The sequence below is a fragment of the Alteromonas sp. ABV2_168 genome (genome assembly GCF_056161165.1).
In genome coordinates this window covers 83,681-110,092 of sequence record NZ_JBSWYQ010000004.1, presented here as the reverse complement: position 1 = coordinate 110,092, position 26,412 = coordinate 83,681, and the positions used below count along the sequence as shown (strand labels likewise).

At 48.6% G+C, this 26,412-nt stretch carries 20 protein-coding genes; 15 read left to right on the top strand and 5 right to left on the bottom strand.

Translation table 11 applies throughout. The features are described from left to right. The first annotated feature begins 100 nt into the window (after positions 1–100). Complete coding sequence (locus tag ACXAH4_RS08195; protein WP_474845655.1) at positions 101–760, top strand: 2OG-Fe(II) oxygenase; 660 nt, start codon at positions 101–103, stop codon at positions 758–760. On the opposite strand, the gene ACXAH4_RS08190 is transcribed toward ACXAH4_RS08195, so the two are convergent. Continuing rightward, the gene (locus tag ACXAH4_RS08190; RefSeq protein WP_474881433.1) at positions 741–4,487 is read right to left on the bottom strand and encodes an ATP-binding protein; all 3,747 of its coding nucleotides are present in this window, start codon (positions 4,485–4,487) and stop codon (positions 741–743) included. The genes ACXAH4_RS08195 and ACXAH4_RS08190 overlap by 20 nt on opposite strands. A 92-nt stretch (positions 4,488–4,579) precedes the next feature. Here ACXAH4_RS08190 and ACXAH4_RS08185 point away from each other — a divergent pair, with 92 nt between their 5' ends. The 4 genes from ACXAH4_RS08185 to ahpF all read left to right on the top strand — a co-directional run bounded on the left by ACXAH4_RS08185 (position 4,580) and on the right by ahpF (position 10,015). Then, a complete protein-coding gene (locus ACXAH4_RS08185; RefSeq protein ID WP_474881431.1) occupies positions 4,580–5,527 on the top strand; it encodes a diguanylate cyclase domain-containing protein in 948 nt (315 codons plus the stop codon). Positions 5,528–5,726: 199 nt separating this feature from the next. Next, on the top strand, positions 5,727–7,403 hold the full coding sequence (locus ACXAH4_RS08180; protein WP_474881429.1) for a response regulator: 1,677 nt from the start codon (positions 5,727–5,729) through the stop codon (positions 7,401–7,403). 382 nt (positions 7,404–7,785) lie between these two features. Next, positions 7,786–8,349: an alkyl hydroperoxide reductase subunit C gene (ahpC, locus tag ACXAH4_RS08175; RefSeq protein WP_119501027.1), complete on the top strand. Its 564-nt coding sequence runs from the start codon at positions 7,786–7,788 to the stop codon at positions 8,347–8,349. 82 nt (positions 8,350–8,431) lie between these two features. Continuing rightward, complete coding sequence (ahpF, locus tag ACXAH4_RS08170; RefSeq protein ID WP_474851886.1) at positions 8,432–10,015, top strand: alkyl hydroperoxide reductase subunit F; 1,584 nt, start codon at positions 8,432–8,434, stop codon at positions 10,013–10,015. Positions 10,016–10,084: 69 nt separating this feature from the next. Here ahpF and ACXAH4_RS08165 read toward each other — a convergent pair whose 3' ends face one another. Continuing rightward, complete coding sequence (locus ACXAH4_RS08165; RefSeq protein ID WP_119501029.1) at positions 10,085–10,594, bottom strand: hypothetical protein; 510 nt, start codon at positions 10,592–10,594, stop codon at positions 10,085–10,087. Positions 10,595–10,727: 133 nt separating this feature from the next. On the opposite strand from ACXAH4_RS08165, the gene ACXAH4_RS08160 reads away from it, so the two are divergent. From ACXAH4_RS08160 to ACXAH4_RS08140, 5 genes are all read left to right on the top strand, one after another. After that, on the top strand, positions 10,728–11,297 hold the full coding sequence (locus ACXAH4_RS08160) for a TetR/AcrR family transcriptional regulator (RefSeq protein ID WP_474845667.1): 570 nt from the start codon (positions 10,728–10,730) through the stop codon (positions 11,295–11,297). After that, the gene (locus ACXAH4_RS08155; protein WP_474845669.1) at positions 11,281–12,381 is read left to right on the top strand and encodes an efflux RND transporter periplasmic adaptor subunit; all 1,101 of its coding nucleotides are present in this window, start codon (positions 11,281–11,283) and stop codon (positions 12,379–12,381) included. Before ACXAH4_RS08160 ends, ACXAH4_RS08155 begins: the two co-directional genes overlap by 17 nt. Continuing rightward, positions 12,378–15,422 (top strand): efflux RND transporter permease subunit, encoded by a 3,045-nt coding sequence (locus ACXAH4_RS08150; RefSeq protein ID WP_474881427.1) that lies wholly within the window; start codon positions 12,378–12,380, stop codon positions 15,420–15,422. The genes ACXAH4_RS08155 and ACXAH4_RS08150 overlap by 4 nt, the downstream gene beginning before the upstream one ends. 227 nt (positions 15,423–15,649) lie before the next feature. Continuing rightward, positions 15,650–16,207 carry a hypothetical protein gene (locus tag ACXAH4_RS08145; RefSeq protein WP_474881425.1) on the top strand — a complete coding sequence of 186 codons (558 nt, stop codon included), beginning with the start codon at positions 15,650–15,652 and terminating at the stop codon, positions 16,205–16,207. Continuing rightward, the gene (locus tag ACXAH4_RS08140) at positions 16,204–17,613 is read left to right on the top strand and encodes a PepSY-associated TM helix domain-containing protein (protein ID WP_474881423.1); all 1,410 of its coding nucleotides are present in this window, start codon (positions 16,204–16,206) and stop codon (positions 17,611–17,613) included. The genes ACXAH4_RS08145 and ACXAH4_RS08140 overlap by 4 nt, the downstream gene beginning before the upstream one ends. Before the next feature lie 35 nt (positions 17,614–17,648). On the opposite strand, the gene ACXAH4_RS08135 is transcribed toward ACXAH4_RS08140, so the two are convergent. Together ACXAH4_RS08135 and ACXAH4_RS08130 are read right to left on the bottom strand one after the other, a co-directional pair. Further along, the gene (locus tag ACXAH4_RS08135; RefSeq protein ID WP_474881421.1) at positions 17,649–19,850 is read right to left on the bottom strand and encodes a YgiQ family radical SAM protein; all 2,202 of its coding nucleotides are present in this window, start codon (positions 19,848–19,850) and stop codon (positions 17,649–17,651) included. A 160-nt stretch (positions 19,851–20,010) separates the two neighbouring features. Next, the gene (locus tag ACXAH4_RS08130; protein ID WP_474845679.1) at positions 20,011–20,472 is read right to left on the bottom strand and encodes a hypothetical protein; all 462 of its coding nucleotides are present in this window, start codon (positions 20,470–20,472) and stop codon (positions 20,011–20,013) included. Between the two features lie 164 nt (positions 20,473–20,636). Here ACXAH4_RS08130 and ACXAH4_RS08125 point away from each other — a divergent pair, with 164 nt between their 5' ends. Further along, positions 20,637–21,110, top strand: coding sequence for an EVE domain-containing protein (locus tag ACXAH4_RS08125; RefSeq protein WP_474881419.1), 474 nt, complete (start codon positions 20,637–20,639; stop codon positions 21,108–21,110). A 69-nt stretch (positions 21,111–21,179) separates the two neighbouring features. Here ACXAH4_RS08125 and ACXAH4_RS08120 read toward each other — a convergent pair whose 3' ends face one another. Beyond that, positions 21,180–22,928, bottom strand: coding sequence for an amidohydrolase family protein (locus tag ACXAH4_RS08120; protein WP_474881417.1), 1,749 nt, complete (start codon positions 22,926–22,928; stop codon positions 21,180–21,182). Between the two features lie 218 nt (positions 22,929–23,146). Between ACXAH4_RS08120 and ACXAH4_RS08115 the strand changes: the two genes are divergently transcribed. The 4 genes from ACXAH4_RS08115 (at position 23,147) to ACXAH4_RS08100 (ending at position 26,334) form a co-directional block, all read left to right on the top strand. Continuing rightward, entirely contained in the window at positions 23,147–24,292 is a 1,146-nt protein-coding gene (locus tag ACXAH4_RS08115; protein WP_474881415.1) for a sensor domain-containing diguanylate cyclase, read from the top strand. A gap of 98 nt (positions 24,293–24,390) precedes the next feature. Further along, the gene (locus ACXAH4_RS08110) at positions 24,391–24,612 is read left to right on the top strand and encodes a hypothetical protein (protein WP_474845687.1); all 222 of its coding nucleotides are present in this window, start codon (positions 24,391–24,393) and stop codon (positions 24,610–24,612) included. A 146-nt stretch (positions 24,613–24,758) separates the two neighbouring features. After that, entirely contained in the window at positions 24,759–25,514 is a 756-nt protein-coding gene (gene rluF / locus ACXAH4_RS08105) for a 23S rRNA pseudouridine(2604) synthase RluF (RefSeq protein WP_474845689.1), read from the top strand. A 418-nt stretch (positions 25,515–25,932) separates the two neighbouring features. After that, on the top strand, positions 25,933–26,334 hold the full coding sequence (locus ACXAH4_RS08100; RefSeq protein WP_474881413.1) for a hypothetical protein: 402 nt from the start codon (positions 25,933–25,935) through the stop codon (positions 26,332–26,334). The last annotated feature ends 78 nt before the right edge of the window (positions 26,335–26,412 follow it).

Here is a 26,412-nt window from a genome sequence, read left to right as displayed (position 1 = left end):
ATCCTTTCCATCACCTTGTCACAGTGGTTAAAAATTGATTGCCAAAACCACTTTTCCGTCGTATAAGTCCGCCAGTTTTTTTACTTACTCACACACAATAATGACTGCACTTCTGGCTGATGACATTCCTGTCGACACGTCGCTTTTTACCCGTATCGCGGATGACATTTATTCGCAGGGATACAGCGTACAAGAATATGCTCTACCCGAAGCATTGGCGAATGCTTTATTTTTGCAAAACAATGCGATGAATGAAGCTGAGTTTCAGGCTGCCGGCATAGGCCGCAGTACTGACTTTCAGGAAAACAGCTTCGTACGGCGGGATGAAATTTGCTGGATAGACGGCTCGTCAGCGGCGGGCGCTGACTGGCTGTCGTGGACTGCACAGCTTAAACAGTTCCTGAACCGTAATCTGATGCTGGGTTTGTATTCCTTTGAAAGCCATTTTGCCGTGTATCAACCCGGGGCATTTTATAAACGTCATCTCGATGCCTTCAAAGGTCAGACGAACCGGGTTTTGTCTCTGGTCACTTACCTTAATCCGGACTGGCAGGAGGCTGAAGGCGGTCATCTGGTCATTTATACCAGTGAAGAAGACAAAACCGGCATTCGCGTTTTACCTAAGTTCGGTACGGTTGTGGTGTTTCTGAGTGAGGAATTTCCTCATGAAGTATTGCCGGCTACCCGCAGCCGGTCGTCTATCGCTGGCTGGTACAGGGTTAACGGCACCATCGGTGACGTCATTGACCCTCCTCAGTAACCAGCAGATTCATCGCTTCTTTGTAATCAAGGTTTATGATGGCAGTGATAATAGCTTCACTGCCATCCTCACCGTACTTGTCTTCCAGTGTATTCCGGTAAGGTTCAACGTCGCTCTTGCGCAGATAATGATGGTTTTTAACGGCCAGAATTAATTCATCCAGTCCGGCTTTCGTTTCACCGCCCTCCGGTTCAATAAAAGGCTTGCAAGCCTTCAGCGCCTTACCGGTATTGTTGTAAACGATATTAAATTCTTTTCTCAAATCCCGCGTTGACTGCAGTTTACCTGATTTGTGTAAGTGCTCTGCTTCTTTAACCAGGGTTTCCAGCCGGGTGGCCCCGATGGACATGGATAAGCCTTTCATCGTGTGCAGGCGCCGGCCAATCTTTTCATCGTCGCCATGCTCACTGAGTTCTTCATCAAATTTGGCAAAATGAAGATGGAAGTTTTCCAGCAAACCCAGATACGTCAATACATCATTTCCCAGTCTGTCTGTGGCGGCATCAATGTCGAAGCCAATCAGCGTGGTCGCCAGAGCTTTACGGATAGCTGCATCATCCTGATCCTGTTGGTCCCGGGGCAACCTGACGACTGAATCTGCTTTGGCGATTTTTTTGACCAGTACTCTTTCCAGCAGTTTGTATAAGTCTTCTCTGACTACAGGTTTGGCGATATGTCCGTCCATACCGGTCGACACCACTTTTTCTTTATCCGACTCCATCACCGCAGCAGACATAGCATAAATGGGAATGGTTTTACCCACCGGCAAGTCGCGAATTTTGCGGGCAGCGGTAAATCCGTCCATATTCGGCATCTGCAAATCCATCAACACAATATCAAAAGGTTTCTTCTGAAACTTACTGATGGCCTCAACGCCATCTTCAGCCACGACTACTTCCAGCCCTACAGCATTCAACAACTCTGTAGCGACAAACTGGTTTGTTGGATGGTCTTCCACAAGCAGCACAGATGCGCCGCTGAACATCAGTGGCGGTTTTTCTTTTGTCCTGTCTTTTAACGTGTGATTACGATTTAAAATAGCGGTGACGGATTCTTCAAGGTCGGACATCACAAAAGGCGTGACAAGCCAGGCCGATGCCGTGCTTAAAATAATATCACTGGCTTTTTCATGAAAATGGCTTTCAGAACTCAAAAAGATAACGCCTTTCGTTATCATATTATCGTGCTGATTGCTGAGCAGTGCTTCCATAACTGAGCCTTTTTCTGCATTATTCAGTGTTGTCATATCAATCATAACAACGTCGAAATCTGTGTCCCATTTCTGATGCAGGTAGTCGTAATTATCGACAATGCTGACCTCGCAGCCCACAGAGGTAAAATACTGTTCTATAACAGGAATATGCCTTGAAGAATTCCCGATAATCAGTGTTCTGGCATTCAGCAATTTCCCTTCCAGCGTGGTGGCATGGTGCGCGTCAGCGACAAGTGGCAGGGTGAGAGTAAAGGTGCTGCCTTCACCCGGCGTACTTCTTACGGTCAATGAGCCGTTTAACAGTGTGGCAAGGTGTTTACAAATTGACAGGCCCAGACCGGTGCCGCCAAACCTGCGGCCAATAGAACTGTCAGCCTGAGAGAAAGACCTGAACAGACTTTCAAGCTTCTCCTTATCAATGCCGATGCCGGTGTCAGATACCGCAAACTTCACCATATACGTGCCGGATACGGGGCTGAGTTCGGCTGTTACAGACAGGGTAACTTCCCCTTTTTCAGTAAACTTAATCGCATTACCCAACAGGTTGTTGATGATTTGAGCAATGCGTGTGGCATCACCGATAACAAATCTGGGAACGCTCTTTCCGACGTCTGAATCGATAAACAGGTTCTTTTGTGTCGCCGTGGTAGAGAACAGGTGCAGGCTGTTTGATAACATTTTGTAGAGATCAAAAGGGGTGTTATCGATTTCCAGTTTGCCGGCTTCCAGCTTAGAGTAATCAAGAATATCGTTGAGGATTTGCAGTAAAGAGCGGGATGAAGCCTGCACTTTTTTCAGATATTCCCGCTGCTTATTACCCATTTCCATTTTCAGCACCATGTCTGTTAATGCGATAACAGCATTCATGGGGGTGCGGATTTCATGGCTCATGTTGGCCAGAAATTCACTTTTAGACTGATTGGCATCTTCAGCACGGTCTTTCAGTGATAACAGATTGTCCTGCATCTTTTTCAGTGGTGTGATATCCAGAAAAGATCCCATGATTTTGAGTGGCCGGCCTTTGTCGTTTCTATCGAAGACCACATCCTGCGCCATTAACCATAACCAGTTTCCATTGGCGTGTTTTACACGGTACTGGAGGGTGAATACATTACCGTCGGTAGGATCACTGAGCAGATGATGGAAATGATGTTTTACCTTGCCCAGGTCTTCGGAGTGGATCAGCGAACTGATACCTCCGTTCAGATTATTGAGCTGTTCAAGAGAGTATCCTGTAATTGCAGTATAGCGGTCGTTAACAAACTGATTTTTTCTGTTTTTTACATCGAAAATGTAGACGCCGGCAATGGAAGCGTTAATTGCTCTTCGCGTGATGCTTTCACTTTCAATCAACTGCCCCTGAAACTGTTTTGCTTCAGTGACATCTTCAAACATCACGACCAGCTTACCCGGGGAAGTATAAAACAAATACAATTGAAGGCTCTGTAAACCGGGAACGGGGAGAGTAATTTCGGTTTTAATCGCTTTTTCATGGCCTTCTGCGACAGATTGCATCTTTGCTGTTAGCGCAGGCTGTGAAATAAATACATCAGGCTCGCATTCTGAAAGCAGTCCGTCAGCAATAGTATTTGATTTCAGTAATACAAACTCTTCCTGATGATATTTATAAAAATGGACACCCATTGGCATATGTTCAATGAGGCTGTCGGTGATGGAGCGGCTGGCCGCTAATGCCTGCTCGTTGTTTAACCGTTCGCTGATATCCTGCACAGACACATAAATAGTGTGCGCATCGTGTTGAGCACGGTTAAGACGGATCTCCAAAGGTACAGGGCTGCTATCTTTTTTATAACCGGTCACTATCCGGTTCATGCTCAGTGCTGCATCAATGGCGCTGCCGTCGATGAATTGTTGCATGAGTTGATCATGTTTTTCCGTGAACTCAGTGGCCACCAACAGATTGATATGGCGATTTTCAAGTTCATCTTTTTCATATCCAAAAATAGAGCAGGTCGCTTTGTTAGCGACAGTAATTATACCATCGGAAGCCAGCACCATGATGCCCACATGGGCACTGTCTGTACTTTCACGCAATATTAAATCCTGCTGGTGCTCATTTTCCAGGCGTAAATTCTCTAGCTTGGCATTGCTGGCGTCTTCCATCGCTTTTTTTAACTGATTAACGTTTGGCAATTGCAGAGCGGCAGGAATGGAACTATATACTTTATAGGCGGTAATACACGAAACAATGGCGGTGACGAGTTTGGCGATACCATGGAGGCCGTAAGCGCCATGCCAGATAACGAAGATACTGATGAGATGCGTCACACCACATAAAGCGATGAAAAGAGAGAAAAGGATAAAAATACCTTTAAACTTTAGATCGCTTCGCTGCCTGACAAAGTAAAAAATGGCAATGGGAATTGAGAAGTATGCCGTGGCAATGAGCAGGTCAGAGATGACATTTAGCCACAAAATTTCCGGGTTCCACAGGTAGCAGTGTCCGTGCGGCATGAAGTTAGTACGCAATAAGTTATCTAATACGTTGGACATAAAAAGTCGTTTTGTTCGCCATGTATTTCATAATAGAAAGGTTTTTGTATTACTGCGAGTTGTTATTGGTTTAAGAAACAGGATTTCAAAAAATGCCCATATCACGTTCCCGCGTGCTAATTGTCGATGATGACATTACGACAATCAGGCTGATCGCCGAAGCACTGGCGACAGATTACGAAGTGATTATTGCAACGGATGCAGAGGACGGCCTCGAACAGGCTATTTCAACTGAGCCTGAGCTTATTCTTCTTGATGTATTGATGCCGGAAATTAACGGCTTTTCTTTATGTCGGAAATTAAAGTCTGACGAGCGTACCCGCCGTATTCCCGTAGTGTTTGTTACCGGTTTAACCGAAGTCAGTGACCAGGCTAAAGGTTTCGAAATTGGTGCGGTTGACTACATTACTAAGCCTATCGAAGTGCCGTTGTTGCGGGCGCGGGTAAAAACCCATGTGCGCCTTTACCGGCAAACTATGCAACTGGAGTCGCTGGCCGCCACAGATCCTCTCACCGGGCTTTCTAACCGGCGTAAGTTCGATGAGAGTCTTGCCCATGAAATCGAGCGTTGTCAGCGTAGTCAGAGCGAACTGGCATTGTTGATGATCGATATAGATGATTTCAAAGCCTATAATGATAAATACGGCCACGGTAAAGGTGACGATTGCCTGATCACCGTAGCTAAATTACTTAAAGACAATGCACGCAGGGGAACAGATTTATGCTGTCGTCTGGGCGGGGAAGAATTCGGTATTATACTGGGTGAAACCGACAGAGCCGGTGCAATGACGCTGGCTGAGCATATCATTTCTGTGTTCAACGAGTTAAAACTACCTCATGAAACGGCCTCTGCGTTTCCTTTTTTGACTGTGAGTGTAGGTGTGTCGGTTATGGATATGCGCAGTGCCCTGAAAAACCGCGTATACGGCCGTGATTTGGTAGACAAGGCGGATGAAGCGTTATACCGGGCTAAATCACTGGGCCGGAACCGTGCCGAATTTATGCCTCTGGCATTTCCTATGGTAAAAAAAATAGGATAAAACCCTTGGCTGGTCTGCTTCATCATTGCTACTAAAGTCGTAACAGTTTATTGTAAACGGTAAATATTGCGAACTTTACACAGATGGCAGGCCGCATTTCATTCTGGTGAAACGGAATTATCATGGCGAGTGTGTGCAGCCACTGAACAGGGAAGAAACGCAAAGGCATTCGGATTAGCAGTAAGATTGGATACACAAATTGGAAAAGTTTCCTCCACTTGTCCCCGCAGAAGAGTTAAAAGTCCTGATTATCGATAATCAGGGTCTGGTTCATGATGTTATCAGCAACGCCTTAAAAGAAGTCGGCATCCGCCGTGTGGACAGTGCATTTAATGCCTTTCACGCTGTTCGCCTTTGTGAGCAGAACACTTATGACTTTGTCATGATCGCTTTTAATGTGAGTGTGGATAAAGACGGCTTTCATTTGTTTGAAGAGCTCAAGCACCACAGTCATATCACAGATAAGACCACGGTTATCTTTCTCAGTGCCGAAACCAGTCAGGCGCTGGTGAACTGCATTGTTGAGTTGCAACCTGCAGATTTCTGGGTCAAACCGCTGGATCGCAACCGTATTGAGCAACGGTTGCGCTATCTGATTAACATCAGAAGTAAGCTGCATAAGCTGCAATGTTGTCTTAATCAACAGGATTATTCTACCGCTGTTTATTACGCAGAGCGTCAACTGATGGATAAATCCGTCAGCGAATACCATCCCCGCCTGAAGCGTATAATCGGCGAAAGCTATCTTGCATTGCGTGACTACACCACTGCAGAAGTGTATTTCAGGAAACTGCTGCAGCAATACGATCATGCCTGGGTGCATATGGGACTGGCCAGATCGTTACTTCGTCAGAATAAACTGGAAGAAACTGAAACCCTGGTGGAAGATTTGCTGCAACGTGATGATACCCGCTTTCTCACATACGATTTACTTGCACAGTATTACATTGAAAAGGAAGAATTTGATAAGGCGTATGAGCAGATGCGTGAGGCCAGTAAGCTGGCGCCGCGGAATATCGAACGTAACAAACGCTTATGGGATCTTGCCAGGTTAAACCATGACAAGCCCGGTCAGTTAATGGCTGTGCAAAATATGGCAAAGTACGCCAAAAATTCAATTCACGATTCGCCGGAACTGACCCTCAATGTTATGCGTGCAACGCTCGATATGGCTACCACCGCTTCTGCCGGTGACGCTGAAAAGCTGGTGAGAAAAGTTGAAGCAGAACTGGCGGAACTGAGTAATCAGCAGGGACTGGATAAAGTACTGACCGAGCAATTTTCTGTACTCAATGCCAGAGTATTGTGTTTGCGTAATCAGAAAAAATCCGCCGAAGCGATCATGAAGACCAAAAAGCCGGATACGGACGGTCTGTCTATGGAAGACAACCTGGATAAAATGAAAGCGTTCCATGAACTGGGTATGCGGGAGCATTGCCTGGCGTTACTGGAAAAACTGCATAAACAGATTGCCGGGGATACCTTTACCAGTCAGGTTGTTGATGAATACCTGAAACAGGAATCTATCGAGCGCAAAGAGATTAATTTTACCACCCGTGAGCTAAAAGACATGGCTGCGGTAAATTACAAAGAGAATCGCTTTGTGCCGGCGTACAATAACCTGCGACAGGCACTCACGTTATCTCCCGGCAATAAGCAAATTGCGCTGAGCCTGCTTAAGGTACTGGTGCAACTGAATAAGAAAGAACCTTTGAGCGACGAACAGCTGGAGCAGGCTGTAAAAGCTGCTACTACGTTATCCGGCGACGGTCTGGGCACTACCCAGGCAGAAAAGCGCAACGAATACGTGCATTTGCTGAATATCGAAGAGCAACTGAGCGGGGTTGATGAACCAGCCTCTTCTCTACTGACCTGACACATCGCCCGATGCCGGCAGCTACGGGTTAGCTGCCGGCGCCTGCGTTTTAGCTGCCGGCATCCCGCGCCGCTGTGCTGTGTTGCGAAATCTTCATTGTATTGTCACTTGATCCCGGCAACATACTTTGCCAGACTATAAATTGCATTTTTCGCTCAAATTCAAATCCAATAATCAAAAAAACTGATTAAGCCTTTCAATATTACCAATTATCTTTTTGAACCCTGCACGACTATTCTAATCACAAGTCAACGGGGACGGGTTCAACAAACCATAAAGTTCGAACCATGTTTCTGATTAATTCGTAGATACCGTGTCCATTAGTCAACCGGTTGCCCGGTGCGAACGACACACAACAAACTAACTTAATGGAGATTAACCAATGGCAATTATCAACACTGCTATCAAACCTTTTAAAGCAAATGCATTTAAAGACGGTGAATTTGTTGAAGTAAGTAGTGAAGACATCAAGGGTAAATGGGCGGTATTCGTATTCTATCCTGCAGACTTCACTTTTGTTTGCCCGACTGAACTTGGCGACATTGCTGACAAGTACGAAGAGCTGCAAGCCCGTGGCGTAGAAGTATTCTCAGTATCAACTGATACACACTTCACTCACGCTGCATGGCACGCGTCTTCTGAGACCATCGGCAAAATCAAATTTGCAATGATCGGCGACCCTACCGGTGAGATCACACGCAACTTCGATTGTATGCGTGAAAACATGGGTCTGGCTGACCGTGGTACGTTCGTAGTTGACCCTGACGGTATCGTACAGGCAATGGAAATCACTGCTGAAGGTATCGGCCGTGAAGCAGACGACGTAGTACGTAAAGTTAAAGCAGCACAATACGTTGCTTCTCACCCTGGTGAAGTTTGTCCTGCTAAATGGAAAGAAGGCGAAGCGACATTAGCGCCTTCATTAGACCTGGTAGGCAAAATCTAAGGTAACGTTGTTTACCAACTCTTTGTGACGGTGCAGGCAACTGCCTGCACCTCCTTAACACTAAGCAAAAGGCAGAATTACCGTGTTAACTAAAGAAATTTTACAGGCATTGAAAGGCTACACCGCGTCAATGCAGAAAGAAGTAACATTCGTTGTCCAGACTGGCGAGCACAGCAAGCGTGACGAATTGGTTGAATTTCTGTCTGGCGTAGCAAGTGTAAGCGACAACATTAAGTTGGAAGAACGTGATACAAATGGCGTTTTACGCGGCGCGACAAGCTTCTTGCTTGAAGCTGACGGTGAAGATACCGGTATTCGTTTCTCCGGCATCCCGGGCGGACACGAGTTTAACTCGTTAATCCTGGCTATCTTACATGCGTCAGGCACAGCGCTGAAAGTAGACGACAATCTGCAAAACATCGTTAAAGGTGTCAACGAGCCGCTGCACTTTGAAGTGTTCATCAGCTTAAGTTGCCATAACTGTCCTGATGTTGTGCAGGCGCTGAATCAGTTTGCATTATTAAACCCTAACATCACATCTGAAATGATTGATGGCGGTGTTTATCCGAAACTGATTGAAGAAAGAGACATTCAGGGTGTACCGAGTGTTTACTTAAACGGCGAGTTATTCGCTAACGGCAAGGTAGATGCGTCTACACTGCTTGATAAGCTGTTAGAGCGCGACCCGTCGCTGAAAGAAGCGAACAAGGGTAAGAGCATGCCGCTGCAGGACGTAACCGTGATTGGTGGTGGTCCGGCAGGTGTGAGTGCCGCAATCTACAGTGCACGTAAAGGCTTAAACGTGACCATCGTGGCCGACCGTTTTGGTGGTCAGGTAAAAGATACCATGGGTATCGAAAATTTAATCTCAGTGCCGAAAACCACAGGCCCCGAACTGGTGGGCAACCTGATGGAGCACATGAAAGATTATGACATCACGTTGAAAGAGCACGTGAAAGTCGAAAACATTGAACGTGGCGACATTAAAATCGTGGCGTTGTCATCCGGCGAAGAAATTCGTACCCGCTCTATCATTGTGGCCACAGGTGCCCGTTGGAGAGAACTGGGTGTACCGGGTGAGAAAGAAAACGTAGGTAATGGCGTGGCATATTGTCCGCACTGTGATGGTCCTTTCTTTAAAGGAAAAGACGTAGCTGTTATCGGCGGGGGTAACTCAGGCATCGAGGCTGCTCTTGACCTGGCGGGTATCGTGAAGTCTGTCACCGTGTTCGAGTTTATGCCAACGCTGAAAGCCGATGATGTGCTGGTTAAGCAGGCTGAAAAGCGTGACAACATTACCATTCTGCGCAATGTAGCAACGAATCAGATTGTGGCAGAAAATGGCAAAGTAACGGCCATTGAGTACACAAATCGCGAAACGCAGGAAGTGACCACGTTACCGTTGGCAGGTGTGTTCGTCCAGATTGGTCTGGTACCGAACAGTCAGTTCATGCAAGGTGTCGTGGATATGACCAAACACGGTGAAATCATCGTTGATAATAAGTGTATTACTTCCGAGAAAGGCATTTTTGCAGCCGGCGACGTCACCACCGTGCCGTACAAGCAGATTGTCATCTCAATGGGTGAGGGCGCAAAAGCATCATTGTCTGCCTTTGAATACCTGTTGACTCACGAAGTCCCTGCAAACGAACAGGCTGATGCATAACGCATCGCAATAAAGAACTGACCGGCATCCTGTGATGCCGGTTTTTTTATGTCCGCCGTACTGTGATAGTTATTCCCGCCACGCCCAGTCTGTATGCTGCAAACCCAGCAGGGTAATAAACTGGGAGTAATCGTTTTTGCCCATCGCCATGGCAACGGTTTTAAATACCGACTTTGCCCGTGAAGCTTTTGCCTGAAGCAGTTCAAGGCGTTTCTCTGAATGGCTGTCGAAGCGGCTGGCGAGGATGTCGTCTATTTTATTTACGGTATGCCAATACGCCAGAACGTTGCTGATAAGCTTCTGGTAAATGCTTACCAGTCTTTTGTCCTTAAATACGTTTTCAAGTCCGGCACTGCTCACTGCCTGTTGAAAAGAGTGTACCGTTTCATGCTCAAGCATGCCTTCCAGTGCTGACAGTTCTCTGAGTAAATCATTCAGGTATTTTTGATGTTCAGCACCGGCGTAAAAACCGCTTTCCTGCATTTCGATATCACTGAGAAGGATATCTATATTCACCAGGTGCCGCTGTGTCGTGGCGATCATTACAACATCAGAATAAAGAAAATAATCAGTGAGCATACACGAATTTCCCACGTAAAGGGTAGGGAGAGCCTGATGAAACCTCTCTGATCCATAAACAGATCTGCATATTGCTTGACAAAAGCGCTTATTTGATTTAAAAACCGACCAGTTGGTTTGTTTTGGAAGAGTGATGACAGAATCAAAAGCGGATACGTCGCGAAAGCGTATTTTGGATGCTGCCACAGAAATTGCTATTGAACAGGGGCCCAAGGTGCTAACCCTGGACAATGTGGCAAAGCAGTGCGGAATGAGCAAAGGTGGTGTTATGCATCACTTTAAAAACAAAGATGCATTACTGGCCGGTATGGTGGAAAGCATGATTGGCATGATGAAAACTGAACTGTATGAAGTTGAGAAAGCCCATGCTGATGCGTTACCGGTGACAAATTTGTTGCGTACCCGCCAGCGGGCACACGAAAAGCTTGCTGTGCATCAGGCCAAAATTTTGCTGGTCGCGGCGGTGGAAAATTCGTCGTTATTGGCACCCATGCTCGAAATGATGCAAAGCAAACGTGAAGAAATTGAACAGCGCGACGCGGTGGATGAAAGCACCCTGTTGTGGCTGGCGGCTGATGGACTAAGCTTTCAGGAGCTGATGGACATCAGTCCTTTCACAGCAGAAGAGCGCATTGCCCTGCGCGGGAAATTAATTAATAAAGCGATTGCCTTAGAGGAAGCACGAAATGAAAATCAGGATTAAATTACCGTCAATTATGGCAATCGCAGCAGCATCTGCGGCTTTTCTGCTCGCAGGATGCAGCGGTGAAGCGCAGGAACAGAAAGCGCCGCCGCCACCGTTGGTTCAGGTTTATGAGGTCGGCGCAGACGATCAAACAGTCGTCAGACACTTTGTTGCCAGAGTGGATGCTCTGAGTACGGTGGATTTATCTTTTCAGGTAGCCGGACGCATAAACCAGCTGGCAGACCGTCAGGGGGTTGTGGTACCGGAAGGTGAATTGCTGGCCGCCCTGGATCCGCAGGATTACGAGCTGGCCCTGAAACAATCTGAAGCCAGTTTCCGCAAGGCAAAGTCTGATTTTGAACGTGGAAAACAGCTTCAGAACGATAATTACATCAGTCAGAGTGAATTCGATGCGCTGGAAACTGCTTATGAAAATGCGGAACTGGCTGTGGAGAATGCCGGTATCAATATTGAATATACCGAACTGCACGCGCCTTTCGATGCGCTGATCACTAACCGTCTGGTTGAAAAGTTCTCGTATGTGCAACCGAATCAGTCTGTGCTGCGGGTACAGAACATTAATTATCTGCGGGTTCACGTGAATGTTCCTGAGCAGCTAATGCGCTACGCCGTGGAAGAAAACCCGGTGTACCAGGCTTATCTTGAAGATGAAAACGGCAATCTGATTTCGGGTGACGACGGCAAACCGGTAACTTTAAGTTATCTGGAGCATAAAACTGAAATTAATACATCAACGCAAACTTATCAGGTGACATTTAAATTGCCCCGCCTTGAGCATCTGGACTTGCTGCCGGGTATGGTGCTGACAGCGCGTATTGTCGTGGCAAACCCCATCGGGCCGGTCGGTCTGTGGGTGCCGGTGAGTGCTGTTGATACTTCTGGCAGTGAAGACTTTGCGGTATGGCGGCTGGAAGGGGATAAAGTGGTTTATCACCCGGTGACAGTAGGTCTTATCCGTGATGATAAAGCGCAGGTAACAGCAGGACTGGAGGCCGGTATGCGGCTGGTGGCTGCGGGCACAGACAGCCTGCAGGATGGTATGACAGTACGGGAATTTAACAAGGAGAAGCCTGTACTATGAGAATCGCCACTTATTCAATTAAGAATCCGCTGACAGTATGGCTGCTCATGCTGATCTGCCTGATTGGCGGTGTCACCGGTGTCGTTGCCATCGGCAAGCTGGAAGATCCGGCTTTCGCGGTGAAAACCGCTATCGTTACTACCACGTATCCCGGCGCCACTGCCGAGGAAGTGGAGCTGGAAATTACCGAACCGCTTGAATCTACTATTCAGCAGCTGGCGCAACTGGGTGATATTACCTCCCGTTCTCTGCCAGGGCAGTCTCAGATCACGGTGGAGATCCGTGACGACTTCAACAGTGACAATTTGCAACAGGCCTGGGATGAATTGCGCCGCAAGGTGTCTGCGGCAGCCATGAAATTGCCGTCAGGAGCAAACAGTCCGGTGGTGAATGATGACTTCGGCGATGTATATGGCATGTTTTACGCTGTGGTGGCTGAAGGTTTTTCAGACCGTCAGCGCCAGGAGCTGGCAACACGGTTAAGACGTGAAGTGCTCACTGTGCCGGGCGTAACACAGGCACAACTGGCCGGCGTGCCGGAAGAAACTATTTATGTGGAAGTGACGCAGGAAAAGCTGGCCAGTCTGGGGATTTCTATGTCCAGTATTGCCAGCGTATTTCAGACCGAAAGTGATATTGCCAATGCGGGCAGCATGCGTCTGGGCGAGCGCCGGATCCGGCTGGTTTTGCCTGCCGGTGATGATTCCGAAGAAACCATTAAAGGTTTGAAATTCGGTGTGCCCGGCACCACCGAACAACTGCACATCGGCGACATTGCCCGTGTGTACCGTGTGGAATCTGAATCGCCGTCACAGGTTGTCAGACATAACGGTCACGAAGCGTTTACTCTGGCCATTGCCGGTCGCAGTGACCGGAATATTGTAGATATAGGTCACGCGGTCGAAGCGCACCTCGACGAACTGCGTACCCACTTACCTCTTGGCGTGGATATTCTGCCGATTTATGAACAGCATATTGTGGTAGATACAGCTATCAGCGACTTTCTGGTGAACCTGGCGGCTTCTGTTGCCATTGTTGTTGCTGTACTTTTGCTGGTCATGGGCTGGCGCGTCGGCGTTGTGGTTGGCGGTACATTGCTGCTTACTGTACTTGGTACCGTGCTTACCATGTGGATATTTGAAATCCAGATGGAGCGGATTTCCCTGGGCGCACTTATTATCGCCATGGGGATGCTGGTGGATAACGCTATTGTTATTGCCGAGTCTATGCTGTTAGGCATGCATAAAGGTCAGGACTCGGTATCCGCTGCCGAAGATGCGGCACAACAAACCCAGTACCCGCTGCTGGCTGCCACCGTCATCGGCATTCTTGCCTTTGCCGGCATCGGACTTTCACAGGATACCACCGGCGACTTCATGTTCTCGCTGTTCGCGGTGATCTGTATATCACTGCTGCTCAGCTGGATTCTGGCTGTTACGGTAACGCCTCTGCTGGGGCACTACCTGTTTACCCAAAAAGAAGCTGGTGAAGATGCCGGTCACTATGACGGCGGAGGCTACCGTTTTTACAAGGGGTTACTGGGTGCAGCGCTGCGCTTTCCCCGCATTACCGTACTTGTGCTGGTTGCCACGACGGCGGTCAGCGTAATGGGTTTTGCGCTGGTGAAGCAGTCCTTTTTCCCGCCGTCAAATACGCCCATTTTCTATATTAATTACACCTTGCCTCAGGGCAGCGACATCCGTGCTACTGAAGCTGACATTGCTGATATAGAAGCGCTGGTGAAAGCCCGTGACGAGGTAGTCAACGTGACCAGTTTCATCGGCATGGGCGCAAGCCGGTTTATGCTGACGTATTCACCGGACCTGCCAAACCCGTCATTTGGTCAGTTAATTGTGCGCACGCATAACCGTGAAGAAATACCGCTGGTGATGAACGAATTGCGGGCGCAAATTCGTGAACGGCACCCTCAGGCTGATGTATTTACCCAGCGTTTGTTCTTCGGTCCGGCTACCGGTGCGAAAATAGAGGCGCGCTTTAAAGGTAATGATTCTGCCGTGCTACGGGAACTGGGAGCAAAAGCTGAAGCATTAATGCGTCAGGAGCCTACCATTACCGATGTGCGTCAGGACTGGCGTCAGCGCGAATTCACCATCTATCCGGTAGTGGATGAGCAGAAAGCGAAAATTGCCGGTCTGTCGCGTACTGATATTGCTGACGCAACGGAATTTGCCACGGTAGGTAAAACCGTAGGTATTTATCGTGAAGACGAACGTCAAATCCCGGTGGTGATCCGCCCGCCTGTATCAGAGCGTCAGAACATGGACTGGCTCAGAGATCGTTTGATATGGAGTGAAGTGCAACAGGACTTTATCCCTATCACACAGGTAATTAAAGAGTTTGATGTGCAGGCACACGACGGCATTATCAAACGCCGTAACCGTGTACGCACGCTGACCGTTCAGGCAGAACCCGCCGGCGATTACACCGCGGAGGAAGCCCGCCGGAACGTGGCAGCCGTGATTGAAAACATGCCTCTGCCGGACGGCTACAGTTTTGAGTGGGGCGGTGAGTTTGAAAGCTCCCGCGACGCGCAAAAAGCGTTGGGACAGCAGTTGCCGCTGAGTTTTCTCAGTATGATTCTGATCACCGTATTGCTGTTTAATGCGGTCAGGCAGGCATTGCTCATCTGGTTTATTGTGCCGATGGCGATTTGCGGTGTTACAGCAGGCCTGGTGTTTACCGGCATGCCATTCAGCTTCACGGCATTACTCGGGTTGTTAAGTCTGTCGGGCATGCTGATTAAAAACGCCATCGTACTGGTGGATGAAACCGATCTGCGCCGCAAAGAGGGCGGAGCACTGAGAGACGCGATTGTCGGTGCCAGCCTCAGTCGTGTAAGACCGGTAGTGCTTGCCGTGTTAACCACTGTTCTCGGTATGATCCCGCTGCTGTGGGATGCATTCTTTGCAAGTATGGCTGTGACTATCATGTCCGGCCTGACCTTTGCCACGTTACTCACGCTGGTGGCGGTACCGGTATTGTATTCGCTGTTTTTCAGTGAGAAGGACATGGGTCACTGATTACGACTTATTTGTGTGTGAGTGTCATATCCCTTCGTACCGGCGCATATTTTGCGCCGGTGCTTTTTCTGCTCCGTTAATCACGGCGTATACTGCGCTGCAGTTTTCGAGATATTAATGATAATGAATATCTTTTACATTTCTTAAGGGTGTTTGTACTATTAGCGTTTAAATGACTAGCGCACAGGACAAGTGCACAAACCTGCCTTCAGGTCAATCCGGACGTTATGACAAATATCATTCTTTCCTGCGGGATCAGTGCCTTATCACTGGTTCTGCTTTATGTAAGCTGGCAGAAGCAATATCGTGCCTGGCTGTGGTTTTCTTTGCTCGCTTTCGCGGGATCTTTTTTCATGTGGAGCAGGGCAACCGGCTGGGAGACTGGCAGTGTGTTCGCCCTTTGTCTGCCTGCTATCGGAGTGTGGCCGTTGATTTTAGCAAACCGGCAAACGCTGCCGTCACCTAAAAATCAGCCGGCACCCAAACCGTTGAGTTTTGTCAGACGGGAGGTGTTGCAACATGCCGGTCATTATCTGGTGATCCTGATCGTGCTGTTAGTCGTCAGTTTACTGTCCAGTCTCGCTGTCAGTCTGGCGCTGCCCATGAAAGAAACAGGACAACTGGCTACCTGTATTGTGTTGTTGCCGGTTATCTGGGGCCTGCTGGGATATCACTACTTTGCCGTTGCATCAAAACCAAAAGCCCTTGCGCTATACACAGTACTGGGTGCTCTCAGCGCAGCGTATCTTCTTTTCATTCCGGCATTTCAGGCAGTATCAGTATGAATAAAACAACAAAACAAGCTGCATTAAATGCCCACAGCTGGGTGGGTGTGTTTTTAAGTGTATTGCTGTTTCTTGTGTGCTGGTCCGGTACGCTGGCTGTGTTTCATCAGGAATTTGAACGCTGGGAGCAACCGGGTGTTACGGAACTGGAAACGGTATCAGGAGACGTAATTGATACCGCCATGGCTAATTTCCTTGCTGAACATAAAGAAGAAACTCATCATCTCTTCGTCGTTTTGCCAACCTCGAATATTCCCAGGCTTGTGGTTGAAAACGATCACACCGCCTGGTTTGCCGGTGCATCCGGTGAACTGCTGGAAGAGGAATCTGTGTCCTTCACTAAAATGCTGGTGGATTTGCACCTGTATCTCAATTTGCCGGCAAGCTGGGGCATGATTCTGGTGAGCGCGCTGGGTGCCATTATCGTCACGTTAGTGATAAGCGGTATTGTGGCGCATAAACGCATCAAAAAAGATGCCTTCCGTTTACGGCAGGGCGGAAACGGTCAGCAGTATCAAATTGATTTACATAACCGTTTCGGTTTGTGGGCATCACCGTTTCATCTGATCATTGGTATCACCGGTGCGTACTTTGGTCTGGCGGGTCTTGTGCTGGTGCTGGTCGCTCAATTGTATTTTGGTGGTGACCGTGATGCGGTGATAGAAAAGATTTTCACACCGGACCCTGAATTGTCGCAGCCTGTTTCGACTCCGCAAATCGGTAAAGCCGTAGAACAGATGGCCACTATTGCCCCTGATAATCAGCTGATTTTCCTCACCGTGCATGAGGTGAATACACCGGAGCAATTCATCGAAATTTATGCCAGAGTGCCGGGTAAAATGATTTACTCAGAGAATTACCGGTTTGACAGTGCGGGGAATTATCTCGGTACAGCCGGCTATGCAGACGGGCACTGGGGCAAGCAGGTGGTTTACGCCATGTATCGTTTACACTTCGGTGATTTTGCCGGTATTCCCTCTAAGCTGTTGTATTTCGTTCTTGGCCTTATGCTTACCGTGTTGTGTATTTCCGGTATGGAAATCTGGTTGGCGAAGAAGGCCAATCCGCCGCTGGCTACACGCTTATGGCATTGTGTAGTATGGGGAAGCGTATCGGCCCTGGCGCTTACTGCGCTGGTTGATATGTTTGCTGCCATTCCGCTCATCCCTGTTTTCTGGATAATGATGGCCCTCAACCTCACTCTTACGGTAGCGGTTAAGTCGCTGGATAAATCCGCCTGGCTTGGATTATCGGCGCTGTCGGTGTTAGTGATGCTGTTCGCTTATGTCATCTGTCACGGCGGGGATGCCATGTCATTGCCGGCATTGCAACTGAACATACCTATGCTCGCTTATGTTGGCTGGGCATTACTCAGGTGTAAACAGTTAAGGGCGGGAACGAACTGAAACAGGAGGCTGATGCCTCCTGTTTTTTTATGCTTTTAGCGGGCTCTTTGCTGGCGCTGACCGGGTTTCCCTTTTGCGCCGTTTCTGCCTTTACCAGAGGCATTTTTTTCGCGGAAGCCTTTTGGCGGTAAACCGGTGTGCTTCGTTAAAGCCCGTTCACCCCGTTTGCCTTTTTGCACCTTCTGGCGTTTTTCGTCTGCGGTTTCCGGCGGAACCAGATGCTGAGGGCCACGACCAATCAGATCTTCACGTCCCATTTTCTTCAGTGCTTCGCGGATTTGCGCAAAGTTCTTCGGATCATGGTAACGCAGCATGGCCTTGTGCAGACGGCGGTGAATTTCACCTTTTGCTGAGGGTACCTGTTCACTTTCTTTATTGACCTTACGCAGCGAATTCACCCCGGTGTGATACATCGTGGTGGCTGTCGCCATAGGTGACGGATAGAAATTCTGTACCTGATCCAGCTTAAAGCGGTTTTCTTTCAGCCAGATTGCCAGGTTCAGCATATCTTCATCCGTTGTGCCCGGGTGAGAGGCGATAAAATAAGGAATGAGATACTGTTTTTTACCGGCTTCGGCAGAATACTTATCAAATAATTCCTTAAACCGGTAGTAACTGCCCATACCGGGTTTCATCATCTTGCTAAGCGGCCCTTCCTCGGTATGCTCCGGCGCAATTTTCAGATAGCCACCGGTGTGATGAAGTGCCAGTTCTTTCACGTACTCAGGATCTTCAACCGCCAGGTCGTAACGTACGCCAGACGCAATCAATACCTTTTTGATGCCGGGTAATTCCCGTGCACGGCGATACAAATCGATAGTCGGCTTATGGTCGGTATCCATATGTGCACAGATAGACGGGTACACACAGGATGGACGGCGACAGGTAGCTTCCGCTTTGGCACTTTTACACCGCAGGCGGTACATGTTTGCAGTAGGTCCGCCCAAGTCGGAAATGACACCGGTAAAGCCCGGCACCTTATCGCGGATCTCTTCTATTTCACGAATGATTGAATCTTCAGAACGGCTCTGAATGATGCGGCCTTCGTGTTCTGTAATAGAACAGAATGTACAACCGCCGTAACAGCCACGCATGATATTAATGGAAAAACGAATCATGTCGTAAGCCGGTATTTTTGCATCACCGTAAACCGGGTGGGGGATACGCTGGTACGACAAATCAAATACCGCGTCCATTTCATCGGTTTCCAGCGGCATGGCCGGCGGATTGATCCAGATATGACGGTCGCCATGGCGTTGCATTAACGCACGGGCACAGCCGGGGTTGACTTCCTGATGCAGAATACGGGATGTATGGGCATAAAGCGCTTTGTTGTCTTTTACCACTTCATAAGCAGGTAGTTTTACATACACGTGTTCCCAGGGCTTGCGGCGTTCAACCGGCTGGATAACAACCCCTTTCGCTTCCGGTGCTTCAGAGGACGTTGTGTCTTCTTTATCACATTCCGGCAATTCCTGATAAGGCGAGGGGATCGGGTCTATTTTGCCCGGGCGATCCAAAGACGTGGAGTCGACACCCTGCCATTCCGGCAGTGCCTCTTTTACGATAATCGCTGTACCGCGCACATCACGGATATCTGCAATGTCTTCACCGGAGGCCAGTCTGTGGGTCACTTCAACCAGCGGGCGCTCGGCATTACCGAAAAATAACATGTCAGCTTTACTGTCAAACAGCACGGAACGTCTGACTTTTTCTGACCAGTAATCGTAGTGTGCAATCCGGCGAAGGCTGGCTTCAATACCGCCAACAATAACCGGCACGCCTTTGAAGGCTTCACGGCAGCGCTGGGAATACACGGTTACCGCACGATCAGGCCGTTTGCCTCCCACATTGCCCGGGGTATAGGCATCGTCATGGCGAATTTTCTTATCCGCTGTGTAACGGTTGATCATGGAATCCATATTTCCGGCAGTTACTCCGAAATACAGATTGGGTTTCCCCAGTTTCATGAAGTCGTCTTTGCTGGTCCAGTCAGGCTGGGCAATAATACCCACGCGGAAACCGTGGGCTTCCAGTACCCGTCCGATCACCGCCATACCAAAACTGGGGTGGTCCACATACGCATCACCGGTGACCAGAATCACATCACAGCTGTCCCAGCCGAGCTCGTCCATCTCTTCCTTTGACATGGGTAAAAATGGCGCAGTACCGTAGCAATGAGCCCAGTACTTCGGATAGGAAAACAGGCCGCGGTCAGCCTTGATGGTAGCTTGCATGACAATAAACCGGAAAGAACGACGTAAAGGCGTAATTATATCAGCTACCCGCGGGGTGACGATAGTTAAATACAAAAAAGCGTGCCCGGTCCGGCACGCTTTTGCCGTGTTTCAACCCCCGGTTGCCACACGGCAGACCACATCGTTGCCTGCAGGCGGCTCAGGCGGTGGTATTAATGCCAATGCTGGAAGTGAGTCTGTCCATCAGAGATGCGGACGCAGAACCCAGTTGTTCATTGCTGGCATAGGTTTGTGTCTGGCTGTTACCTGGCGGTGGTGGTGGCATATCAGTAGCTGCTGACTGTCTGGCTGACTGCTGATCGTGCTTCTGCTGAAAAAAGCTTTCCAGATTGATGCCGTTCTCTTCGGCAAAAGCCTGCATGGTGGCCGGCGCGTTGGCGGCAAGGCTTTGCGCATCAAATTCGCCTGATGTTTCCATGTCCATTATGCTCTGCATAAAGGCTTTTACATCTTCATCACTGCCGGATTCCGCCATGTATTCTGATAATGCATCCTGCTGAGGTGGCGGTGGTGGCGGGCTCTGGTTTTTAATACTGTTAACGTTACTGGTGCCGGTCAGTGCGCCGGTTTGCATGGCACTGTTTAGTTGAGAGATTTCCATTAGGTTGCTCCTGTGGTCGATGCCCGAATTGGCATGATGTTAAAATAGCAACCTGTATTCCGGTGTGTGTCAGTATTGTGTAAAGGTGGGTAAAGCGGACGTTGTCCACGAAATCGGATGCTGTGATAGACTGCATTTTTAAAAAAAGGTTTTCAGGAGACATTGTGGCTTACTGGCTGTTTAAATCAGAACCGGATGCATTTGGTATCGACGATCTTGCTTCCCGTACGGATAAAACTGAGCCCTGGGACGGGGTCAGAAACTATCAGGCAAGAAATTTCATGCGCGATGAGGTGAAAGCCGGGGATTTACTGTTTTTCTATCACTCAAGCTGCAAGGACGTTGGCATTGCCGGTGTTGCAGAAATTTCCCGTGATGCCTATCCCGATGCGAGTCAGTTCGATCCCGAAAGCAAATATTACGATCCTAAATCAGACCGCGATAATCCCCGCTGGTTTTGCGTGGATGTGACGTTTAAAGAGAAGTTTGCTTCGGTGCTTCCGCTGGCGACAATCAAAGCCATGCCGGAAATAGAGCAACTGGGTGTGGTTAAAAAAGGGCACCGTTTATCGGTGATGCCCGTTACACCAGATGAATGGGACGCACTGTACGCAAAGGCAAAAGGTTCCCGTAAATAAAAACCTGCGCTGCTAAACCAGGCGCAGAACAAGCCACGACCCGGCGTCAAAAACCGGGCCTGCTTTACGTTAATAGAAACTGATGTCGTCCATTGACATCCATACTGAATCACCGGCTTTACCGTGCTTGCCGGTCTCCAGCATCAGCAACTGTGCACTGTCCAGTTTTCCGTCACAGAATGCACTGAAGGGTAACTGCACCGTTTGCCAGGCCGGGGTGGCTGAGAATGAGGTTTCACATTCGCCGCTGCCCGTGGTCAGGCTAACAAAATATTCTCCCTCGCCACGTACTGAAAGCGTGATGCCTTTATAAGCCGAAGCGTCTACCGGTACCACAGCGCCCGGAGTGAAGTGCATCCGTACTGAAGCTTCCGGTTCTTCCTTATTAGACAAAGCAGCCTGCATGAAATAGGCATAGCCACTGCCATCTTCTTTCGGTACCCGCTGAGACAATGACCGGCTATGTCCTACGCCGGTATCCCGGTGATTGATATACACCGTATTTAATGCCGTTCTGCCCGATGAAGACTCAAAATCATCAATCAATGCAGTGGCTTTTACCGCTGGCGGTAAGCCTTCGGGCTGCGCCGTGACAAGAGTGTTGTTACGCGCCTTCAGTTCGCCGTCAATCCAGACCTGCTCAACCTTGCGGGTATCTGAGATGGATTCCCAGGGCATACCGTCAATGATCACAAGATCAGCCCGTTTGCCGGCTTCCAGAGTCCCTCTGTCTTCCAGTAAGTTCAGGGCGGCAGCACTGTTTCTGGTTGCAGCAACCAGTGCCTGCTCCGGCGTCAGACCTCCGGCAACTAAAAGCTCCATCTCACGGTGAGTGGAACTGCCGTGTGGTGTTTTAGGCATACCGGCGTCAGTCCCTGTAGCCACAGGAATGCCAGCTTCACTGAACAACTTTAAGTTGTACATGGAGTGTTTCTGACGGTTGTCTGCCATGGCCAGTGCTTCTTCGTCGTAGTAAGCCTTTTTCGCTTCTGTGACTTCATACACTGCCAGGCTGGGCGAATAGGTCATGTTAGCTGACAGCATGGCCTGCACCAGTTCTTCATCTGCGTCGCCGTCCTGAACAGCATGTACCAGCACATCCACACCGGCACCGGCAGCTTTCTTCGCCCGGTCAACCGTTACCACGTGAGCCACAACAGGCAGACCCAGAGGGTGAGCAGCATCAGCCATCCCCTTCATGGTGAGTTCATCCATGCTGGTATTTTCTTCCTTACGGCCATAGCGCCAGCCATCAGCAAATAATTTGATGAGATCAGGCTTATAGGGCGCCAGCGTTTTCATGGCAACAGCGGCATCTTCCGGTGTGGAAATTTTATACGTGGTGTGGTTATCTGCCCACATTGCACCATGGCCACCCGGTGTGCTCATTCTGGCAGCGAAAGCCACATGCGGGGCACTGAGGTTCGCCAGCCAGGCGCGCTTGGGAGCATAAGACTCCGGCGCAGAATGAAAATCGGTGACCGTGGTAACACCATGAATAACGTATTGCTCAGCAATGGCCGGAATAGAAGGAGGTTCACCACCCGGTGTCCAGTGCACGTGGATATCAAAAAAACCGGGTAACATTGCTTTGCCGCTGGCATCTATAACCTCAGCATTTCCCGCGTCACTGATGGAAGCGGCTATCTGACTGATGCGGCCGTCTTTTACCAGCACATCTGCAACGAAAGGTTTTTTACCCGTGCCGTCGAACAGCGTAGCCTGTTTAAAAAGGGTATCTGCACAGGCAGCGTTGAAAAGCGAAAAACAAAAAGAACCGGCCAGAACAAGAGATGAGCCAGTTGGGCGTAAACGCATAATAACAATCCGTATTGTTTGCTCAAGCGTTGGCAGCGCGTGAAGCGGGTAGGGTGTCCTGACAAATCCGATATTTGCAGATGGCTGCCGGATAACCTACAGGCTAAAGATAAATCGCTAATAAAATGCGTTCTGTGACATATAGGCTATACTTTTGTTGTAGAGATTGTGGTTGCAAAAAGTAGCCGCTGTTTTTTCTCAGGTAGCAGGGAAACACCTTGAATAATCACAGTACACCTATGTCAGCTCAGCCATTACTGAACAATCAGCTGGCCTTCACCGAATTGCTTTCAACACTGACCTCAAGATTAATCAATGTAAAACATGCTGAGCTGGATCCTCTGATAGAGCAGAGCCTTGGCGCATACGGAAAGTTCCGTGGTGTTCAGCGGTGCTACCTGTTCCGTTTTTCTGCAGACAAAACCACTATGGACAATACCCATGAATGGGTAGCAAATGGTGTGCAGCCCTATAAGCAGCAATTGCAGGGCGTGGTAACAACAGAACTCCCTTACTTTACCCGCGCCATTTTGTCTGAGCAGCTGTTCAGAATTAATGATGTTAATGATCTGCCGGAGGAAGCCGCCGGAGAAAAGGCGGAGTTTCAGCGTGAAAATATCAGTTCTATTTTGTGTGTTGCCATTCGGATAAACGATGAACTTACCGGATTTGTCGGATGTGATGTGGTGGGGTCACCCTATGAGTGGCAGGACAACGACGTACGTTATCTTAAGCTCATCGGCGAAATTCTGAGTAATACTCTTGAAAGTCAGGCAAACCGCATCGCCCTCGAGCGGGTAAGTAACGAACTGCTGGCCGCGAATCAAAAGCTGGATGTACTGGCAAATTCAGACGGACTGACCGGTATTGCCAACCGGCGCTTTTTCGACAACAGTTTGCTAAAGGCCATCCGCCGTTGTGCCAGAAGCTGTAACACATTGAATCTGGTTATGCTGGATGTGGATTTTTTCAAACAGTACAACGACACATACGGCCATGTGGCCGGTGACGAAGTACTGAAAAATATCAGTGAAGTATTGAGCAGGGTTGCCCGCAGACCGGATGATGTGGCTGCACGGTATGGTGGAGAAGAGTTTGCTGTACTGTTGCCCTGTATTCCCGCTGAAGAGGCGCACAATATTACGCAAACGTTGCTGGATGAAATTTCTGCGCTGGCAGTACCTTTTCCGGAATCTGCAGTGAGTAACTTTATCACTGTCAGCGCCGGCATTGCGTCTTTGCGTTGCGACAAAAACACCAGGCCGGTAGAGCTTATACTGCTGGCAGACAAGGCCCTTTACCGTGCAAAGCAAAACGGCAGAAAAGGAATTGTCCTCGGAGAAGTGAATAACACGCCCGGTTGATTCAGATCGGTTTTTAAGAAAAAAGCAGCCCTTACACCTTGATCCACGACGCCGAAAAGGAATAATACGTCACTCAGTTCATCTTCCGGAGTTTTCTGGTGAAATACCTTCCGCTTTTACCGTTATTTTTATTCGCTGCCCCCTCTTATGCAGCAACCGGCACCACCTTCATAGGCATGATCATCGTTGTGGTTTTTGTCACTATTATGCTGGTCCTTTATTTCCTCGTGGTAACCGAAGCCGGCAGCAAAAACAAAGACAACAATGACAGTGAGCAGGCTGCTGCCCCGGCGGAAGAGCACAGTAAAAAAGAGCGTTAATCCGCTGATTCCGCGTATTAGCACTAATTTGGCTATTTTCTGGTCCGCAAAGTATTCTCAGGTGAAGTTTACTAAGTGAAAAAGCCGTGAATCATGTATCCTTGGCAACTTCATAAAAAGTTGTCAGTTAAAGGTTATTCCCCGTTATGAGTTCAGATCAGGCAAAACGTCTTAATAAATACATCAGTGATACCGGTCACTGTTCCCGGCGAGAAGCAGATAAACTCATCGAACAAAAACGGGTAACCATTAATGATGAGCTCCCTGAACTGGGCACCAAAGTGGCGCCGGGGGATAAAGTCAAAGTTGACGGTAAGCTTATCGGTGCGGTGGCTGCGGATAAATCAGACCGGATTTACATTATGTATAACAAACCGGTTGGTATTACCTGTACAACGGAACGTCACGTCAGAGGCAATATCATCGACGCGATAGGCCATAAAGAGCGGATATTTCCCATCGGTCGTCTCGACAAACCTTCCGAAGGACTGATCCTGCTCACCAGTGACGGCGACATTGTGAATAAAATTCTGCGGGCAGAAAATGCCCACGATAAAGAATATGATGTGACCGTGAATCAGCCCATCAGCGGACGCTTTTTACAAAAGATGTCCCGTGGCGTACCCATCCTCGGCACAGTCACCAAACCCTGCCAGCTGGAATCCCGTGGCCGGGATCGCTTCACCATTATCCTGACTCAGGGATTAAACCGCCAAATCCGCAGAATGTGCGAATTCCTCGGCTATGAAGTCACCAAACTGAAACGCACCCGCATCATGCACCTGACTTTAGGCAATCTGCGTCCCGGCCAGTGGCGTAACCTCACTGAAAAGGAACTGGATTTGCTGAATAAAGCTGTACAAGGTTCTAAGAAGACAGCGCCGGAAAAAACAGAGAAGTAAAGCTGCTTGCAATGGATATGAAAAAGGGACGTAACTCATAGATATTGAGCTACATCCCTTCGATGTTGGTGGAGCTGGCGGGATTTGAACCCGCGTCCATGCCCTTGTTTTATTGCTCTGGAGAAGATTCCGTGCAGAAATTGTGTATATAAGTTTTATCTAAAGTAAAAATCAAGCTTTAAAGGTAGTCGATTCTTCATCTTTCAGCGGTGCGTTCCACCACTGTTTCAAAGTGAGATTCTTGCTCCAGCATTCATAGCCTATACGAAGAACCTCATAAAGTAGGTACAGTCCATAAACTAGTCCCAAGAACTTCAGTCCCATTATGTCTTCCTTCTCAATTGATGTTAGCCCACTTTAACAAAATTCCCCCACCATGAGCTTAGTTATTTCCGAGGTTTACTACAAGGACATAACTATGGCAAAGAAGACGCAACATCGTGATCTGCAAATCACGTTCATTCATCAATTCAAACGTTCGACAAGAACCGAGTGGCCTGACAAATTTCGCGTGTGCTGGTATTTCAACGCGGATACTCTGGATTGTATCTATGAGCACAAGGATGAGAAGTTTGTTACTAACGGCTTTGTGCTCTCAGATGGATTAGTTCAGCAGCTCCCTGAAGAGTTTCGGAAGAAATACTTTTCACCTGCTGAGAGGTGCTTGCTGTTTCTAATCTTCGAATTCCAGATTTTTCAATTCATCAGTTCTGATGACGTTGACGACCAGGAGTTTGAGAACGTCTTTGGGGTATCAAAGAGAAGGTACTTCTCGGATGAAGCTATTGAGGAATGGATTGAACAGATCGAACTACTCTAGGGGCTGCATTGCAGCCCTTTTTTTAATTAGAAAGGTTTAGTATTGAAGTTGTACGTAAATTTTTATTAAAATCGCAGG

What these genes read in the sequence shown, in the direction of transcription:
- ACXAH4_RS08195 (WP_474845655.1), top strand. Translation starts at nt 101, where the DNA reads ATGACTGCACTTCTGGCTGATGACATTCCTGTCGACACGTCGCTTTTT.
- ACXAH4_RS08190 (WP_474881433.1), bottom strand. Translation starts at nt 4,487, where the DNA reads ATGTCCAACGTATTAGATAACTTATTGCGTACTAACTTCATGCCGCAC.
- ACXAH4_RS08185 (WP_474881431.1), top strand. Translation starts at nt 4,580, where the DNA reads ATGCCCATATCACGTTCCCGCGTGCTAATTGTCGATGATGACATTACG.
- ahpC (WP_119501027.1), top strand. Translation starts at nt 7,786, where the DNA reads ATGGCAATTATCAACACTGCTATCAAACCTTTTAAAGCAAATGCATTT.
- ACXAH4_RS08165 (WP_119501029.1), bottom strand. Translation starts at nt 10,594, where the DNA reads ATGCTCACTGATTATTTTCTTTATTCTGATGTTGTAATGATCGCCACG.
- ACXAH4_RS08160 (WP_474845667.1), top strand. Translation starts at nt 10,728, where the DNA reads ATGACAGAATCAAAAGCGGATACGTCGCGAAAGCGTATTTTGGATGCT.
- ACXAH4_RS08155 (WP_474845669.1), top strand. Translation starts at nt 11,281, where the DNA reads ATGAAAATCAGGATTAAATTACCGTCAATTATGGCAATCGCAGCAGCA.
- ACXAH4_RS08150 (WP_474881427.1), top strand. Translation starts at nt 12,378, where the DNA reads ATGAGAATCGCCACTTATTCAATTAAGAATCCGCTGACAGTATGGCTG.
- ACXAH4_RS08145 (WP_474881425.1), top strand. Translation starts at nt 15,650, where the DNA reads ATGACAAATATCATTCTTTCCTGCGGGATCAGTGCCTTATCACTGGTT.
- ACXAH4_RS08140 (WP_474881423.1), top strand. Translation starts at nt 16,204, where the DNA reads ATGAATAAAACAACAAAACAAGCTGCATTAAATGCCCACAGCTGGGTG.
- ACXAH4_RS08135 (WP_474881421.1), bottom strand. Translation starts at nt 19,850, where the DNA reads ATGCAAGCTACCATCAAGGCTGACCGCGGCCTGTTTTCCTATCCGAAG.
- ACXAH4_RS08130 (WP_474845679.1), bottom strand. Translation starts at nt 20,472, where the DNA reads ATGGAAATCTCTCAACTAAACAGTGCCATGCAAACCGGCGCACTGACC.
- ACXAH4_RS08120 (WP_474881417.1), bottom strand. Translation starts at nt 22,928, where the DNA reads ATGCGTTTACGCCCAACTGGCTCATCTCTTGTTCTGGCCGGTTCTTTT.
- rluF (WP_474845689.1), top strand. Translation starts at nt 24,759, where the DNA reads ATGAGTTCAGATCAGGCAAAACGTCTTAATAAATACATCAGTGATACC.
- ACXAH4_RS08100 (WP_474881413.1), top strand. Translation starts at nt 25,933, where the DNA reads ATGGCAAAGAAGACGCAACATCGTGATCTGCAAATCACGTTCATTCAT.